The organism is Janthinobacterium sp. SUN206, assembly GCF_030587305.1.
GTDB lineage: Bacteria > Pseudomonadota > Gammaproteobacteria > Burkholderiales > Burkholderiaceae_D > Janthinobacterium > Janthinobacterium kumbetense.
Genome location: NZ_JAPWIB010000003.1, coordinates 716,261 through 732,874 on the forward strand (window position 1 = coordinate 716,261; position 16,614 = coordinate 732,874).

Sequence of the window (16,614 nt, forward strand, 5' to 3'; positions counted from 1 at the left end):
ATGGCCGGAATGTACCGTGCCTCAATCGATCCAGTTCACCTGCGGGAACTTGCTGCCGAAATCTTCCGGCATGGGCACGACCTGGCTGAGCTTATAGTTGAAAAACACAAAGCCGGACTTGGCCATGGCGATCAGGGTGCTGTCGCGCGGACGCGTGATGCGGAAGGTGATGTCGCCGCCATACTTGTTGAAATCCATGACGCCCACTTCGAACAGCAACTGGTCGCGCGCATGGGCTTCGGCGCGGTAGGTGGTGGCCAGGTCGGTGACGATGATGCCGGTACCGTCCGCTTCGATGTCGCGCACGCCATATTCGAACAGGAAGCGGGCGCGGGCCTCGGAAATCATGGAAATCATGGAATCGTTGCCGAGATGGTTGCCGGCGTTGATGTCCGTCGTGCGTACCGTCAGTTGCGAGGAATAGCAGTACTGGTCTTCGGGGAATTCAAGTTTCAAACGGGCCATGGTGTTCTCTTGAGCTGGGGCGCAGGGCGCGGCGGAAAAAACCAATTCTAGCCGGTTCCCCGCGTCCCGTCGAAAAACGTCCCATCGTCCGTGTGCTGCAGGCATCGCGCAGGGGCGCTATTTGCGTACGATTCGGTAGACTTTCCCTGTGCCGCTCAGCATGTACAGCTCGTTTTGAGCATCCTGGCCGAACGACACGATGTTGCCCACGTTCGCGATGCCCCAGTCAGTCACGGCAGAGGCCGTGCCATTGCCGTAGCTGAAACTCTTCAGCCAGCCGCTGCAGTAGTCGGAATACAGGTATTGCCCCGCCAGTTCCGGCAGGGCCGCGCCCCGGTACACATAGCCGCCCGTGATCGAGCAGCCGCCGGCTGCATCGTGGCCGTAGGTGATGACGGGCAAGACCAGCCCCGCCTGGTTGCAGCTGACGCTGTTGTAGCACTGCGTGCCTTCCATGATGTTCCAGCCATAGTTGTTGCCCGCCTGACCCACGGGCCGCACGTCGACCTCTTCCCAGCTGGCCTGGCCCACGTCGGCGATATACAGCAGTTGGGCCGGCACGTCGAAGGCGTAGCGCCACGGATTGCGCAAGCCGTAGGCCCAGATTTCAGGGCGTCCGCCTGCCGAGGCAAAGGGATTGCCGGGTGGAATGGCGTACGGCTGGGCGACGTTGCTGGCGTTGACGTCCAGGCGCAGCAGCTTGCCGAGCAGTACATTCGTGTTTTGCGCATTGCCGGGCGGGTCGCCCCCGCTGCCGCCGTCGCCCGTGCCCGCATACAGATAGCCGTCCGGGCCAAAGCTGAGCAAGCCGCCATTGTGGTTGCTGAAGGTGGGGTGGGCAATCGTGAGGATGCCCAGCGCCGACAGGGGATCGGCCACGTTGGCGTTGCCGGCCGACACTTGCCGCCGCTCGATGACGATGTCGCCGGCCAGGCTGGTGTAATAGATGAAGAAATAGCCATTGCTGGCGTACTGCGGATGGAAGGCCAGCGACAGCAAGCCCCGTTCGCCGCTGGTGGTGGTGAGCGTACTGATGTCGAGGAAGGGCGTGGCCAGCAGGCTGCCGTTCTGCACCACGCGGATGCGGCCGGCCCGTTCGACAATGAACAAACGGCTGTCGCCGGGCGGCGCCGTGAGGAAGAGGGGGGCATCCAGTCCGCTGGCCACTTCCTGCAGACGCAGGGCCAGCGGCGTGGCTGCCGCATACATGACGCTGGCGCTGGCCGTCGCCCCCGCAGTGACTTGCACCTGCTGCGTGACGGGCGTGGGCGCCAGCGTCCCCGTGCCTTGCGTCACGCTGGCGGCGCCAACCGCGTAGGCGCCGGGCGCCAGGCCGGTGAGCGTGGTGCTGGCCGTCAGCGTCTTGCTGTACGACGCAGGCCCCGTGACCGTGACGGCGCCCGCCACGCCGGCCGGCAAGCCGCCGAGGGTGACCGTCAGGTTCCCCGTGGTGGCGCCCGGCGCTGGGTGGTGATGGCCGCCGCCACAGGCAGTCAGCAGCGCCAGGCAGCATGCCAGCAGCGGGGCCAGCCAGGGCAGCGGCAAGCGGGAAAGGAAATGGCGCATGTCAGTCTCCTGCGGGCACGATGCAATGGCTGCTCAAGAGGGGATGGGCTTGTGCCAAGAATGCGCGTCTTTGCGGCGGGAAGTTTGAGCTGGCGCAAACGTACGGTGGCATCGGACAAATGCGCCGCGTTTTCAGACAAGCGCGCCGGCACTTGCGCCGCCGCGCCCGCCGGCGCCCGATAATGGCGCATCTGAAACCGAGCAGGAATGATACACATGAAAACCAAAGCCGCGATTGCCTGGAAAGCGGGCGCCCCGCTGACCATCGAAGAAGTCGACCTGGCCGGCCCGCGCGCCGGCGAAGTGCTGGTCGAGCTGAAAGCCACGGGCATCTGCCATACCGATTACTACACCCTGTCCGGCGCCGACCCGGAAGGCATCTTTCCCGCCATTCTCGGCCATGAAGGGGCCGGCGTCGTCGTCGACGTGGGTCCGGGCGTAACGACCCTGAAAAAGGATGATCACGTCATTCCCCTGTACACGCCGGAATGCCGACAGTGCAAATTCTGCCTGTCGCAAAAGACCAATCTGTGCCAGGCCATCCGCTCCACGCAGGGCCGCGGCCTGATGCCGGACGCCACCAGCCGCTTTTCGCTGAATGGCCAGCCGCTGTTTCACTACATGGGCACATCCACCTTCTCCAATTACATCGTTGTGCCGGAAATCGCCCTGGCGAAAATCCGCTCCGACGCGCCGTTCGACAAGGTGTGCTACATCGGCTGCGGCGTCACCACGGGCGTGGGCGCCGTGCTGTTCTCGGCCAAGGTCGAGGCGGGCGCCAATGTGGCCGTGTTCGGTCTGGGCGGCATCGGCCTGAACGTGATCCAGGCGGCGAAGATGGTGGGTGCCGACAAAATCATCGGCATCGACATCAATCCGGCGCGCCAGGCCATCGCGCGCAAGTTCGGCATGACGCACTTTATCAACCCGAATGAAGTGGAAAACGTCGTCGACGCCATCGTGCAACTGACGGATGGCGGCGCCGACTATTCGTTCGAGTGCGTCGGCAACACGACCCTGATGCGCCAGGCGCTCGAGTGCACGCACAAGGGCTGGGGCAAGTCCTTCATCATCGGCGTGGCGGCGGCGGGCCAGGAAATTTCCACGCGTCCGTTCCAGCTGGTGACGGGACGCGAATGGCGCGGTTCGGCCTTCGGCGGCGCGCGCGGACGCACGGACGTGCCGAAGATCGTCGACTGGTATATGGAAGGCAAGCTCAACATTGACGACCTGATCACGCACCGCTTGCCGCTCGAACGCATCAACGAAGGTTTCGACCTGATGAAGAGCGGCGAATCGATCCGGTCCGTCGTGTTGTATTAATTTTATCTGACTGTACTCATTGCGCAACACTTGACGGACGGGGCAGGGCGGCGCGCTGTACTTCGCCGCCTGCCCCTGCTAGTGTGAAGACATCACCGCCTTGCTTCGGGAGCCGTCCATGTTTGCCACTGCCTACCTCGCGACCTTGCGCCGCATGCTGCCCGTCTTCCTCGGCGCGGCCCTGTCTTCCCTGCTGGCCTTGTGGTGGAGCAATGCCGCCAGCCTCGCCACGCCCGCCATCTGGCTGGCGCTGCTGGCCACGTATCTGCTGTGCGCACTGCTGTTTACGCCGCTGGCCCGGCAGAGCCGCCAACTGGCGACGCGCCACGTGCGTCACGGCAAGCCGCGCTGATACCCGCTGCGCCTAGCGCGCCGTGCTGGAAAAGCGCTCGCGGTAATCGCGTGGCGTGATGGCGAGTTTCTTTTGAAACAGGCGGCGCAGCCTGTCCTCGCTGTGCAAGCCCGCCTGCACGGCCACCTGTTTTAAGGAAGACACATTGTCTTCCAGCAAGCGACGCGCCACTTCAAAGCGGGCCGTGTCGATGAATTCCGTGGGACTGGTGCCCGTTTCGCGCTGGAACACGCGCGTAAAATTGCGTTCGCTCATGGCCAGCCTGGCCGCCAGCAGCGGCACGGTGAGCTCTTCGGCAAGATGCTCCATGATCCAGCCCTGCAGCTGGCGGATGGTCGGGTGCGTCGTCATCTGGCTCGACAGGTGCACGGAAAACTGCGACTGGCCGCCGGGCCGCTTCAGATACACGACCAGGTCGCGCGCCACTTCCAGCGCGATATCGCGGCTGAAATCGTCTTCCACCAGGGCCAGCGCCAGGTCGATGCCGGCCGTCACGCCGGCCGACGTCCAGAATTTCCCTTCCCGCACAAAAATCGCATCGGCATTGACCTGTATCAATGGATAGCGCTGGCGCAGGCTATCCACGGCGCTCCAGTGCGTGGCGGCGCTCTTGCCGTCGAGTACGCCGGCCTCGGCCAGGAAGAAGCAGCCCGTGCACAGGGCCGCGAGGGTATCGATGCGCGGCGCCGCCTCGGCCACCCAGGCGGCGAGGGCGGGAATGTCCTGCAAGACTTGCTCGACGTGGTGGCAGCCGACGATGACGGCCAGGTCGGGCAGGCGGTTCACATCGAGCGCCTTGCTGGCGTGTAGCGACATCAGGGTGTCCGACTCGACCGGGCCGACGGCTGTCGAGGCGATGCGCACGTCGTAGCCGCCGGGCAGATTGCGCAGGCGCAAATGGGTGTTGGCGTAGTCAAACACTTTCATGGCGCCGATGGCTTCGAGCGCCTTGAAGCCGGGATAGACGATGATGTCGACGGTGCGCAGGGGGAATTCTTTGGGGCTTTGCTTGATCATGCGATATGCGCGAGGGGGATAAATACTGCCATAATGCAACAACAGCGATGGCGTAGGTTAGCATGAAATAATCCGCGCGCCCGCTGGCTCCCCACCCACCGGATTCCTCGATATCGTGCGCTTACTCCACATTTTTGCCGCCCTGACATTGCTGCTGGGCTCATCCCTTGCCCACGCGGCCACGCTCAACTTCAATGGCGGCGCCGTCAGCGGCTGCACCCTGCCGGCGTCCAGCACCCAATATACTTGCGCCAGCCTGATCATGGGCAGCACCGACAACGTCGTCATCGCCAGCGGCTATGGCGTGACGGTCAACAGCGATGTGAGCATCGACTACAACCAGGGCCTGAGCATGAGCGGCACGGCGGCCCTGACGGCCAACAAGAATATCGACATCAGCAATGTCAATCCGCCCAACCTGAAGATCACGGGCGGCAGCCTGACGGCCAAGGGCGGCAATTTCAAGGTGGGGTCGCAGGGCGGCACCGTGCTCGTGGCCGATATCTCGGCGGCGTCCGTCTCCCTGGGCGGCACGCCCGTGAAGGTGACGGGCAATATCACGGCCACGGGCAATATCGACATTTCCTCCGGCTCGACGCTGAATGGCGCCATCAGCGGCGGCTCGATCAGCGGCAACTCCAAGGTCACGATCACGGGCAGCGTGAAGGCCAGCGGCAACGTCAGCATCGGCTCCAGCTCGACTATAACGGGACCCGTCAACGGCAGCAGCATCACCACCAGTTCCAGCGTGTCGATTACCGGCGACGTGACGGCGGTCAATTCCTTCAGCCTTGGTTCGGGCAGCAACCTGAATGGCACCACCAAGGCACCCGTCGTCAGCATCGAAGCAGCGAACAGCCAGGTGCAGGGCGATATCACGGCCAGCACCTCGCTGACAGTCGGTTCGGGCAGCCAGGTGAAGGGCAACCTGACGTCGCCGACCATCGACTTGAAGGCCTCGGGCCTGCTGGTCACGGGCGACGTGAAAGCGTCCAGCTCCCTGAGCATCGCCTCCGGCAATGGCGTGAAGGGTAATGTCGAGGGCGGCAACGTCACGCTGGACTCGTCCAACGCGTATATCACGGGCAATGCGCTGGTCGACCACATCACCCTGGGCTGGCAGGGCAGGGTGCAGCAAACCATCACTTGCAAGGCGTATACGCCGTCGAACCCGTGCAGTTGCGTGACGAACAACAGCGGCTGGGCCTTCAATGAACCGATGGGGCCGAAGTGCGGGCCCAGCACGCCGAGCGGACTGCACCATTTCCAGATCGAGCACCCGCTGACGGCGCTCACGTGCCAGGTGCCCACGGTGACGGTGACTGCCTGTGCCGATGCCAACTGCAGCGCGGTGTACAAGGGTAGTCCCAGCCCCAGCGTCACCGTCAGCCCGGGCGGCGTGCCGACTCAGATCGATACCAGCGGCGTCAATCCCAATGTCACGGTGCGCCAGACCACGGTGGGCATCGCCACCCTGAGCCTGGTCAGCACGCCCGCCACGACGGGCGCGCTGGTGTGCAAGAGCGGCGGCAACACGAGCAATTGCCAGATCAGCTTTCTTTCCAGCGGCTTCCAGGTAAGCGGCGTTCCGCGCTACGCGGAGGACGTGGCCGTACTGGAAATCAGCGCCTTGCAGACCTCGTCCGGCAACAGGGACGTGTGCGTGCCCATGTTCGCCAGCCAGACCAAGCAATTGAACCTGACTTGCGGGTACAGCAATCCGGACAAGGGAACATTGCCTGCGCGCATCTTTGACAGCGTCCAAAATAGCTATGTCGCCCTGGCTGGCAGCGACCAGAGCAGCTGCGCCGTGGCGAGCACCAAGGTGAATGTGACGTTTGGCGCCGATGGCGTGGCCAGGCCGAACATGCTGTATGCCGACGCGGGTGCGCTGATTCTGACGGCTGCCTACAAGCCGGACAGCGGCAGCGACAAAGGTTTGGACATGAAAGGCAACGGCACGGTCGTCGTGGCGCCGAAGAAATTTCTGTTCACGAAGCTGGCGCCGATTCAGCGCGCGGGCCTGGCGGCAGCGCCCCTCGTGGCGGGGACGACCATCACGTTATCGGCCGTCAACGCGCTCGATGCCGTGACGAAGAATTTCGGCAACGAAAGCGGTGTCGCCGTGCAAACAGTCGTGCTCGACCGTAATCTGCAGGCGCCGCTCTACACAGGCGTAGTCAATCCGCAGGTCAGCGGCGATCTCGATTTCGTGACGAAAGGGGGCATCATCACGGCGCCGCCGCTGATCTGGCCCGAAGTGGGCAAGATCAATTTCACGGCCGCGCTGCAAAACGGTTATCTGGGTAGCAGCCTGACGTCGCAGGGGACGAGCGACCCCGTGCTCTTTTATCCGCACCACTTTGTGACGGAACTGGTTGTCAAGCAAGTGGACCTCCCGGGGGGGACGAAGACGGAGTTTCCTTTCCCGTGCAGCACGCCGCTCGTGTGCGCCGGCAACCGCGCCGTGTATTCGCGCCAGCCCTTCGACCTGACCATCCGCGCCCAGACGGCCGCCGGCAACGAGACGAAGAACTTCGACGCCAGGAATGCCGACATCAACAAAACGCAGGTGCCGCTGGTCCCGTATGACGCGGCCACGGGGAACAACAGCTATCCGCCCACGGCGCCATCGGGCAGCACGCTGACGGATGGGGCAACAGTACCTGCGGCCGTGACGGGCGTACCCGTCAGCAGTTTTACCAATGGCGTTGCCACGCGCGCCATCGCCTACAGCTTCCCCGCCGCCTATGCCGTGCCCAAGCAGCCGACAGCGCTGGCATCGCCGACGGGGCTGCTGCTGCGCGCGACGTATGCCTATCCGGCAGCTGGCAATGTGAGCTCGGCGCCGGCCGATGGCAAGGAAGCGCAGCTGACCGTGCTCACGGGCCGTCTGATGGTGCCGCATGACTACGGTTCCGAGCGCTATCCCGTGCGCCTGGCCGTGCAGGCGCAGTACTGGGACGGCAAGACCTGGGTCACCAGTTTGCTGGACAGCATCAGCGCCTTCGGCAGCGCGCAGGTGGTGTTTGCCAATTGCAAGAAAACACTGGTGTGCAAGGACTTTGCATTCCCCGCTGGCACGACTATTACTTATACGTTCGCCAGCGGAATCTTGCCGCCGAATAGACGCCTGATTGTGGCGGCGCCCGGCGCCGGCAAGACCGGCAGCGTCGATGTGTCCGTGCCCGGCATCGCGTACTTGCCCAGCACCGTGGGCACCGTCGTCTTTGGCGTCTTCAAGTCGGGCCCGGTGATTTACCTGCGCGAGATGTATTGAGCCAGGACAAAGGGTGGGCGCAGAAAGAGGGAAAAACCAGTAACATGCCTGGCTGTGGCATTCCCCCCAACCTCAGACTGGAGTTTCTATGAGCACAACATCGCAGTGGATCGATATCGCCGGCCCGGACGGCAGCTTCCAGGCTTACCTGGCCGTGCCGCATGTGGGCAAGGGCCCCGCCATCATCCTGTTGCAGGAAATTTTCGGCGTCAACGAGCATATCCGCGCCGTGGCCGACCAGTACGCGGCCGATGGCTACGTGGTGCTGGTGCCCGACCTGTTCTGGCGCGCCGGTGCGCACATCGAACTGGGCTATGACGCGGACGGCTGGAAGCGCGCCGTCGAACTCATGCAAGCTACCGACAATGCCCACGCCGACGCCGATATCAAGGCCACCATCGCCGTTCTGCGCGCGCGTCCGGAAGTGACGGGCAAGCTGGCCTCCGTCGGCTACTGCTTTGGCGGCCGCTTGTCGTTCCAGACGGCCGCGGCTGGCCTGGTCGACGCGGCCATCGCCTATTACGGCGGCGGCATCCAGAACAAGCTGGACCTGGCCGACCGCATCCAGGTGCCGTTGCTCATGCATTTCGGCGGCCAGGACAGCCACATTCCGCCGGAAGCCGTGCAAAAGATCGCCGAACGCTTCGAAGACCGGCAAGACGTGGAAATCCACATCTACCCGGGCGCCGAGCACGGTTTCAACTGCACCCACCGCGACAGCTACCAGCAGCGCGCCGCCGCCCACGCGCACGGCAATTCCTTGATTTTCCTGGCGGAAAACCTGTAAGGCGTTCCCGTCAGCCAGGCCAGCCGCCGACGTCCGTGTCGATATCCGCCCAGCAGCAAAGCCGCATGGGCGCTAAAATAGCGGCTGTGCCGGGCAACGCCCGGCAAACCTGGATGAGGAACCGAATTAAAGATGGCCCAAGTAATTGTTTCTGTAACATTGGCGGCAAGCGCCGAACGCGTGTGGGATTTTATCGGCGGCTTCCAGTCGCTGGCTGAATGGTCGAGCTCGATCAAGACCAGCCTGTCCGAACACGGCGGCCGCGTGCGCCGCCTGAAAACCACGGACGGCGCCATCATCGCCGAACGCCTGCAAAGCTACAGCGAGGCGGACAAGAGCTACAGCTACACCATCGTCTCGGGGCCGATCCCCGTCAAGAACTACCGCTCCACCCTGCGCGTCACGGGCGAGCCGGGCGGCGCTTCCTGCGTGGCGGAATGGGCCAGCGAGTTCGACGCGGCCGAAGGCGTGGAAGAAGTCATGATCGGCGCCTTCCAGCACTTGTATGAAACGGCCTTCGTCGACCTGAAACGCATCATGGCAATTTAGAGCGCCTGACAAAAAGTCCATGGCGTTGTTGCGTTGCCTCGCCGTACATTCGTACTGTCTTCGGCAACACGCCTAGCCCTGAACATTTTGTCCAGCACTCTTAAAAAAACACCGGCCCAGGCCGGTGTTTTTCATGGCGCCTAGCGTTTCACCTTGCCAAACGCTTCGCCCTTGTTCCATGTAGGCAAATTCTTGTCATTCGCCACTTCATAGCCGAGGTTCAGGGTGAATTGCGCCTGCTGCACCATGCCCGATAAATCCCACGACGGGTGGTATTCATCCGTTACCTGGTGGTAATCCTTCTTGAACGCCACCAGGCGCTCGCTGGACGCTTTCGGCTCCTTGACGAAGTCGAACGAGCCGTCGCCGGAAAACACGGCCGAGCCCACGTTGAAGGCGGGTACGCCGGCCTTGGCAAACGCAAAATGGTCGGCCCGGTAAAACGCGCCGGACAGGTCGGGAATGGTGGGCGCCAGGCGCAGGCCCATGCGCTTGGCCACCTTGGCGGCGTTCGCGTACAGGCTGCTGCGCTCGGCGCCGGCCACGCCGATGTCGTGCGTCTTGCCGACGAAGTTCATGCTGTCGAGGTTCAGGTCGGCGGCCGTTTTCGCCAGCGGCCACAGGGGCTTGCGCGTGTAGGCCGTGCTGCCCAGCATGCCCGTTTCCTCGCCGGCCGGCCACAGGAAGATCTGCGTGCGCCGTGCAGGTTGTTTTACCGCAACTTGCGCCATGGCCAGCAGGGCTGCCGCGCCCGAGGCATTGTCGATGGCGCCGTTGTAGATGTGGTCGCTTTGCCCTGAGCGGGCGCTGCCTTCGTCATCCTTGCCCAGGTGGTCCCAGTGGGCCGAGTAAATCACGGCTTCGTCCTTGAGTTTCGGATCCGTGCCCGGCACGATGCCGGCCACGTTGAATTGCTCGATGCTGCGGATCTGGCTGTTCAAGACCACCTTGACCGTGGCGTTCAAGGCCACGGGACGGAACTCGCGCGTTTCCGCCTGCGCGCGCAAGGCATCGAGGTCCTGTCCGCCCGCCTGGAACAGGGCGCGCGCCATGTCTTCCTGCAGCCAGCCTTCCATCGCATTGCCCGCGCCGGCCAGGTTGAAGCGTTCATGGCCGAAACCGTTGGCCGGCACCGACCACGGATACGACGCGGACGCCGTCGTGTGGATCAGCAGCACGCCGGCGGCGCCCTGGCGCAGCGCTTCCTCGTACTTGTAGACCCAGCGGCCGTACCAGGTCAGCGACTTGCCGGCAAAGCGGTTCGGCTCGGCAACGGTCGGCTGCGGGTCGTTGACCATCAGGATGACCATTTTTCCTTTTAAATCAGCACCCTTGAAGTCGTCCCACTGCTCTTCGGGGGCGCGGATGCCGTAGCCGGCGAACACGACGGGCGCGTCGAACGCCACTTTCTGCTGGCCATTCGCCGCGCCAAAGACGATGTCCTGGCCGAAGGCGGGGGACAAGGTCTTGCCGCCCGCGCTGAAGGTCACTGTGCTCGATGGCAAGGCCTTGCTGCCGACGATGGTCAGCGCCTGGCGATACGTGCCGTCCGGCAACGGCTGCAAGCCGGCCACGGCCGCCTGCGTTTCCAGGTAGCGCACGGCCAGGTCGCCGCCGCGCTGGCCCGTGCCGCGTCCTTCCAGCAAGTCGTCGGCCAGGAAGGACAGGTGGGCGCGCAGGGGCGCCTCGGCAACGAGCGGTTGGGCGAGGGTAGCCGTGCTGAACAGGCTGGCGGCGAGGACGAAGGGAAAACGCATGACAACTCCAAAAGTGAATACGGGAAAGCAAAGCAGCGGTAATCTTACTCTACCGCAATGCTCTGGCGTAGCGCGCGGCGCGCGCCAGCCGATTGGGGCCACAATGGCTGCTGGTCCACCGACAAGGAGCGTTCCATGACTCGCCCTGACTTGCAATCGAGCAATACCCTGCGTACCGCCGACGGCACCTTGATCTACTACAAGGACTGGGGCAGCGGCCCGCCCGTCGTCTTCAGCCACGGCTGGCCCCTGTCGTCCGACGCCTGGGAAGACCAGATGTTCTATCTGGCCTCGCGCGGCTACCGCGTCATCGCGCACGACCGGCGCGGCCACGGCCGTTCCAGCCAGCCGTTCGGCGGCAACGACATGGATACCTATGCCGACGACCTGGCCGCCCTGATCGCCGCGCTGGACTTGTCGGGCGCCACCCTCGTCGGCCATTCGACGGGCGGCGGCGAAGTGGCGCGCTACATCGGCCGCCATGGCACGCAGCGCCTGGCCGGCGCCGTGCTGGTGGGCGCCGTGCCGCCGCTGATGCTGCAAACGGCCGATAATCCGCTGGGCTTGCCGCTGTCCGCGTTCGACGCCATCCGCGCAGGCGTGCAGGCCGACCGCAGCCAGTTTTTCCGCGACTTGAGCGAACCCTTCTATGGCTACAACCGGCCCGGCGCGAAGCCGTCGCAGGGCGTGCGCGACAGTTTCTGGCGGCAAGGCATGCAGGCGGGCATGCCGGCCGCCTACCTGTGCATCAAGCAGTTTTCGGAAACGGACTTCACGGGCGACCTGGCCAGATTCGACGTGCCGACCCTGGTGATCCATGGCGACGACGACCAGATCGTGCCGATCGCTGCCTCGGCGCGCCGTACTGCCGAGCTCATCATCGGCAGCAAATTGCTCGTGTATGCGGGCGCGCCGCACGGTCTGGCGACGACGCACAAGGATAGGCTGAACGAGGACTTGCTGGAGTTCTTGCGCACCTGAAACGGGGGCGGGCGCCGTGACGGCGCGGCGCCCGCCGTAGCTGTTGCCACGCAGAACAGGCGCAGCCGGCATATTGTTGTGTATCGTTTAATGTTGGCAAAATCACGCGCCAAATGCGTGCGGATCGCCGATTTTTCTGGCTTTTTTACGTAGATATGGCGCAAAAAACGGCGTTCTGCGGCATGCAGCCACCCGGTAAGGTCCAGTAAAGAGTAAACTAGCAGATACACTCTTTCGCATTGGGCGATTCGAGCGAACTTGTGAGTGATTTCATGTCTGATACACCAATTTCCTTATTTTCCGACCTTAACCTGAGCGAGCCGCTGATTCGCGCGCTCAAGGATGTCGGTTACGAAACACCGTCGCCTATCCAGGCGGCGACGATTCCATTATTGCTCGCGAACCGCGACGTGCTGGGCCAGGCGCAAACAGGCACGGGTAAGACCGCCGCCTTCGCCTTGCCTATCCTGTCGCGCATCGATCTGAAACAAAGCTCACCCCAAGCCCTGGTCCTGGCACCGACGCGCGAACTGGCCATCCAGGTCGCCGAAGCGTTCCAGGTGTACGCCGCCCACATCCCCGGCTTCCACGTGCTGCCGATCTACGGCGGCCAAAGCTACGGCCCGCAACTGTCGGCCTTGCGCCGCGGCGTGCACGTCGTCGTCGGTACCCCTGGCCGCGTCATCGATCACCTGGACAAGGGTTCGCTCGACCTGTCCAAGCTGAAGACTCTGGTACTCGACGAAGCCGATGAAATGCTGCGCATGGGCTTTATCGACGACGTCGAACGCATCTTGCAAGAAACGCCGGAAGGCCATCAAACGGCCCTGTTCTCGGCCACCATGCCTTCCGTCATCAAGCGCATCGCCACCACCTACCTGGTGAACCCGGCCGAAGTGACGGTGGCCGCCAAGACGGGCACGGCCGACAACATCCGCCAGCGTTACTGGCTGGTGTCGGGCATGCACAAGCTCGACGCGCTGACCCGCATCCTGGAAGCGGAAGCGTTCGACGGCATGATCATCTTCGCCCGCACCAAGCTGGGTACGGAAGAGCTGGCCGGCAAGCTGCAAGCCCGCGGCTTCTCGGCTGCCGCCATCAATGGCGACATTCAGCAAGCCCAGCGCGAGCGCACGATCCAGCAGTTGAAAGACGGCAAGATCGACATTTTGGTCGCCACCGACGTGGCCGCCCGCGGCCTGGACGTCGAGCGCATCAGCCACGTCGTCAACTACGACGTGCCGCACGATCCGGAAAGCTACACCCACCGCATCGGCCGCACGGGCCGCGCCGGCCGCAGCGGCGAAGCGATCCTGTTCATCACCCCGCGTGAAAAGAACTTGCTCAAAGCCATCGAACGCTCGACCCGCCAGCCGATCGGCATGCTGGAACTGCCGACGATCCAGGCCGTCAACGACGTGCGTATCGCCAAGTTCAAGGAACAGATCAGCGAAACCTTGGCCTTGGGCGAACTGGAGCAGTTCCAGTCGCTGATCGAAGATTTCGAACGCGAGCAAAACATTCCCGCCATCGAAATCGCCGCCGCCCTGGCGAAGATGGCGCGTGGCAATGTGCCTTTGTTGCTGGACAAGAACAAGGCGCGCGAGCAAGCCACGTGGCAAGACGACCGTCCTGCGCGCCAAGACCGCTTTGACCGCCCTGAACGCAATGACCGTTTCGAACGCAATGACCGCTTCGACCGCAACGAGCGCAGCGAGCGCCCGGCCTTCCCGAAAAAGGAACGCATCCAGCGTCCAGCCGACGCCGGCATGCAAACCTTCCGCATTGAGGTAGGTCATCAGCATGGCGTGAAACCGGGCAATATCGTGGGCGCCATCGCCAACGAAGCGGGCATCGATTCGAAAAACATCGGCCGCATCGAAATCTATGACGACTACAGCGTCCTGGACTTGCCGGATAGCATGCCGAAAGAATTGCTGGACCAGCTGAAAACCGTGTGGGTGGCGGGCCAGCAGCTGCGCATCAGCCGCGACGGCGACGCGCCGGACCTGGCGCCGCCAGCCGCGCCGCGCAAGCCGTTCGCCGCCAAGTCCGCGCCAGCGTTCAAGGATGCACCGGCGGACGCGGGCGAAGTTGCCCCGCGCGCGCCGAAGAAGGAACGTCCACGCCCGGGCGTGACGGCTTACCGCATCGAAGTGGGCCGTGAGCACGCCGTAACGCCAAGCAATATCGTCGGCGCCATCGCCAACGAAGCGAACCTGGAAGCCAAGCATATCGGCCGCATCGATATCTTTGACAACTACAGCGTGCTGGACTTGCCGGAAGGCATGCCGCCGGAAATCCTCGACCACTTGAAATCGGTTGTCGTTTCTGGTCAGAAACTGCGCATCAGCCTGGACGATGGCACGACGGAGCGCAAGCCTGCGCCGCCGCGTCCGAAGTCGCCGCCACGTAAAACGTACAAGTAAGCCATTCCCACGGGCGCTCCGGCGCCTGTGTCGCGGATTGGAGACACATCCCCCTCTGGCGCATTCGCGCCAGTTTTTATTTTCCCTCAAGAAATAAACATGGTTGCCGCGTTATGGTTGGCGGCAGGTATTGCCATCTGCCGGCAATGGCCACGGCTCCTTTGCATATTTTTATCGGTGCAAACGCCATATTTATTGCCTGCTGCATCGATACATAATTTTTTATTAATTATTGTATATGCACGCAATTTAAATTTTGCATTTCAATAAAATCAATCAAGTTGAATCAAAGTAAATCCTAAAATATAAATAAATTGACTTTTATTAAATTGTTTGACTGGCGTCACTGTCGCCGAGGCGATATATCATGGGTGCTTGATGTGGTATATTGTTTTTATGTTTTTGTTATGCTAGTTGAAAAAAAATAGAGGAGCGACGATGCGGGTCAATACGCCTATCACGCAAAATGAATACGTATTAAATGAAGGCATGACGATTGTTTCCACCACGGATTTACAGGGAAACATCAATTACGCCAATCAGTATTTCATTGAAGTCAGCGGTTTTTCAGAAATGGAACTGCTGGGTGCGCCACAGAATATCCTGCGCCATCCCGATATGCCGGCCGAAGCGTTTGCCGACCTGTGGGACACCATCAAGACGGGCATGCCCTGGACCGGCATGGTCAAGAACCGCTGCAAGAATGGCGATTTCTATTGGGTCTTCGCCAATATCACGCCCGTCATCGAAAGCGGCCGCCCGATCGGCTATATGTCCGTGCGCACCAAGCCCACGCGCGAGCAGATCAACGAAGCGGCAGCCCTGTATAAAAGTTTTAAAGACGGAAATAGCGCCAACCTGGCGATCCGCAATGGCCGCGTCGTGCGCCAGGGCTGGGCCGCCAAGCTTGCCGAATGGCGCAAGTTGAGCCTGTCGCAAGACCTGGCACTGCATTGCATCGTCTTCGGCGTGGTGCTGGCCATCCTCGGCTGCGCCGTGTGGAATATCGACGGCGACACGAGCACGGCCACGCGCAGCTGGCTCAGCGGTGCCGCCGCTGCCGCCGTGGCGCTGATGCTGTATTTCTGGGCCCATCTGCACAATTCCCTCGTCGCCCCGCTGGGCGACGCCATCACGGTGGCGCGCAAGATGGCCGGCGGCGACTTGACGGGCGTCATCGACAAGGTGCGCGACGATGACATGGGTCAATTGATGGCGGCCTTGCGCCAGACCAACATCAACCTGCACAGCATCATCGGCGACGTGCGCGCCAACTTCGAGGATATCCGCATCACCACGGCGGAAATTGCCACGGGCAATATGGACTTGTCCAGCCGCACGGAATCGCAGGCGTCCAGCCTGGAGCAGACGGCGGCCAGCATGGAAGAACTGACGTCGACCGTGCAAAACAGCGCCGACCATGTGGCCACGGCCAACGACCTGGCGGCGCAGGCGTCCACCGTGGCGGCCAAGGGCGGCACCATCGTCAGCGAAGTGGTCACTACGATGGATGAGATCAGCTCGTCGTCGCGCAAGATTCTCGACATTATCGGCTTGATCGACGGCATCGCCTTCCAGACGAATATCCTCGCCTTGAACGCGGCCGTGGAAGCGGCCCGCGCGGGCGAGCACGGTCGCGGCTTTGCCGTCGTGGCCGGCGAAGTGCGCAGTCTGGCGCAGCGCTCGGCAACGGCCGCGAAAGAGGTGAAAAACCTGATCGACCATTCGATCGCCACCGTGAACGCGGGCAGCGTGCTGACCAGCAATGCGGGCGCCACCATGGCGGAAGTGATCGCCTCGGTAGCCCGCGTGACGGAAGTGATGGACGAGATTTCCTCGACCACGCGCGAGCAGAACCAGGGCATCGGGCAAGTCAACCAGGCCGTCATCCACATGGATGGCATCACGCAGCAGAATGCGGCGCTGGTGGAGCAGGCGGCCGCGGCCGCCACCAACCTGGCGCAGCGCACCGACAGCGTGGCCCAGTCGATCGGCATTTTCAAGCTGAAGGCGTCGCCCAAGCGCAAGGTTGCCGGCGTGGGCCGCAGCGTGGGCGCGGGCGTCGCGTCGCGGGCCTTGCTGAAGGCACGATAAGCATGCCACTCCCG

The 16,614-nt window shown here is 62.9% G+C and carries 12 protein-coding genes; 8 read left to right on the top strand and 4 right to left on the bottom strand.

Annotated elements, in window-relative coordinates:
* Positions 1 to 21: 21 nt before the first annotated feature.
* Together O3300_RS20215 and O3300_RS20220 are read right to left on the bottom strand one after the other, a co-directional pair.
* Positions 22 to 465, bottom strand: coding sequence for a thioesterase family protein (locus O3300_RS20215; protein WP_077399141.1), 444 nt, complete (start codon positions 463 to 465; stop codon positions 22 to 24).
* 117 nt (positions 466 to 582) lie between these two features.
* The gene (locus O3300_RS20220; RefSeq protein ID WP_305053923.1) at positions 583 to 2,031 is read right to left on the bottom strand and encodes a sorbosone dehydrogenase family protein; all 1,449 of its coding nucleotides are present in this window, start codon (positions 2,029 to 2,031) and stop codon (positions 583 to 585) included.
* 216 nt (positions 2,032 to 2,247) lie between these two features.
* Between O3300_RS20220 and O3300_RS20225 the strand changes: the two genes are divergently transcribed.
* Positions 2,248 to 3,354 (top strand): S-(hydroxymethyl)glutathione dehydrogenase/class III alcohol dehydrogenase, encoded by a 1,107-nt coding sequence (locus tag O3300_RS20225; protein ID WP_034753481.1) that lies wholly within the window; start codon positions 2,248 to 2,250, stop codon positions 3,352 to 3,354.
* A 118-nt stretch (positions 3,355 to 3,472) separates the two neighbouring features.
* Entirely contained in the window at positions 3,473 to 3,706 is a 234-nt protein-coding gene (locus O3300_RS20230) for a hypothetical protein (protein ID WP_034784311.1), read from the top strand.
* A gap of 12 nt (positions 3,707 to 3,718) precedes the next feature.
* On the opposite strand, the gene O3300_RS20235 is transcribed toward O3300_RS20230, so the two are convergent.
* On the bottom strand, positions 3,719 to 4,723 hold the full coding sequence (locus O3300_RS20235) for a GlxA family transcriptional regulator (protein ID WP_251349285.1): 1,005 nt from the start codon (positions 4,721 to 4,723) through the stop codon (positions 3,719 to 3,721).
* A gap of 115 nt (positions 4,724 to 4,838) precedes the next feature.
* On the opposite strand from O3300_RS20235, the gene O3300_RS20240 reads away from it, so the two are divergent.
* From O3300_RS20240 to O3300_RS20250, 3 genes are all read left to right on the top strand, one after another.
* Complete coding sequence (locus O3300_RS20240) at positions 4,839 to 8,003, top strand: DUF6701 domain-containing protein (protein ID WP_305053924.1); 3,165 nt, start codon at positions 4,839 to 4,841, stop codon at positions 8,001 to 8,003.
* A gap of 88 nt (positions 8,004 to 8,091) precedes the next feature.
* Positions 8,092 to 8,790, top strand: a complete 699-nt coding sequence (locus tag O3300_RS20245) for a dienelactone hydrolase family protein (RefSeq protein WP_289905650.1) — start codon at positions 8,092 to 8,094, stop codon at positions 8,788 to 8,790.
* 132 nt (positions 8,791 to 8,922) lie between these two features.
* Entirely contained in the window at positions 8,923 to 9,339 is a 417-nt protein-coding gene (locus O3300_RS20250; RefSeq protein WP_289905649.1) for an SRPBCC family protein, read from the top strand.
* Between the two features lie 140 nt (positions 9,340 to 9,479).
* Here the strand turns inward: O3300_RS20250 and O3300_RS20255 are convergent, their stop codons facing one another.
* Positions 9,480 to 11,096, bottom strand: a complete 1,617-nt coding sequence (locus tag O3300_RS20255; RefSeq protein WP_305053925.1) for a M28 family peptidase — start codon at positions 11,094 to 11,096, stop codon at positions 9,480 to 9,482.
* Positions 11,097 to 11,231: 135 nt separating this feature from the next.
* Between O3300_RS20255 and O3300_RS20260 the strand changes: the two genes are divergently transcribed.
* From O3300_RS20260 to O3300_RS20270, 3 genes are all read left to right on the top strand, one after another.
* Entirely contained in the window at positions 11,232 to 12,077 is an 846-nt protein-coding gene (locus O3300_RS20260; protein WP_305053926.1) for an alpha/beta fold hydrolase, read from the top strand.
* Positions 12,078 to 12,349: 272 nt separating this feature from the next.
* Positions 12,350 to 14,506 (top strand): DEAD/DEAH box helicase, encoded by a 2,157-nt coding sequence (locus tag O3300_RS20265; RefSeq protein WP_251349280.1) that lies wholly within the window; start codon positions 12,350 to 12,352, stop codon positions 14,504 to 14,506.
* Between the two features lie 438 nt (positions 14,507 to 14,944).
* Entirely contained in the window at positions 14,945 to 16,600 is a 1,656-nt protein-coding gene (locus tag O3300_RS20270) for a PAS domain-containing methyl-accepting chemotaxis protein (protein ID WP_099665611.1), read from the top strand.
* Positions 16,601 to 16,614: the final 14 nt, after the last annotated feature.

Coding starts and splice junctions, on each gene's coding strand:
- O3300_RS20270 (WP_099665611.1), top strand. CDS start 14,945: ATGCGGGTCAATACGCCTATCACGCAAAATGAATACGTATTAAATGAA.
- O3300_RS20215 (WP_077399141.1), bottom strand. CDS start 465: ATGGCCCGTTTGAAACTTGAATTCCCCGAAGACCAGTACTGCTATTCC.
- O3300_RS20250 (WP_289905649.1), top strand. CDS start 8,923: ATGGCCCAAGTAATTGTTTCTGTAACATTGGCGGCAAGCGCCGAACGC.
- O3300_RS20230 (WP_034784311.1), top strand. CDS start 3,473: ATGTTTGCCACTGCCTACCTCGCGACCTTGCGCCGCATGCTGCCCGTC.
- O3300_RS20220 (WP_305053923.1), bottom strand. CDS start 2,031: ATGCGCCATTTCCTTTCCCGCTTGCCGCTGCCCTGGCTGGCCCCGCTG.
- O3300_RS20260 (WP_305053926.1), top strand. CDS start 11,232: ATGACTCGCCCTGACTTGCAATCGAGCAATACCCTGCGTACCGCCGAC.
- O3300_RS20225 (WP_034753481.1), top strand. CDS start 2,248: ATGAAAACCAAAGCCGCGATTGCCTGGAAAGCGGGCGCCCCGCTGACC.
- O3300_RS20265 (WP_251349280.1), top strand. CDS start 12,350: ATGTCTGATACACCAATTTCCTTATTTTCCGACCTTAACCTGAGCGAG.
- O3300_RS20255 (WP_305053925.1), bottom strand. CDS start 11,096: ATGCGTTTTCCCTTCGTCCTCGCCGCCAGCCTGTTCAGCACGGCTACC.
- O3300_RS20245 (WP_289905650.1), top strand. CDS start 8,092: ATGAGCACAACATCGCAGTGGATCGATATCGCCGGCCCGGACGGCAGC.
- O3300_RS20235 (WP_251349285.1), bottom strand. CDS start 4,723: ATGATCAAGCAAAGCCCCAAAGAATTCCCCCTGCGCACCGTCGACATC.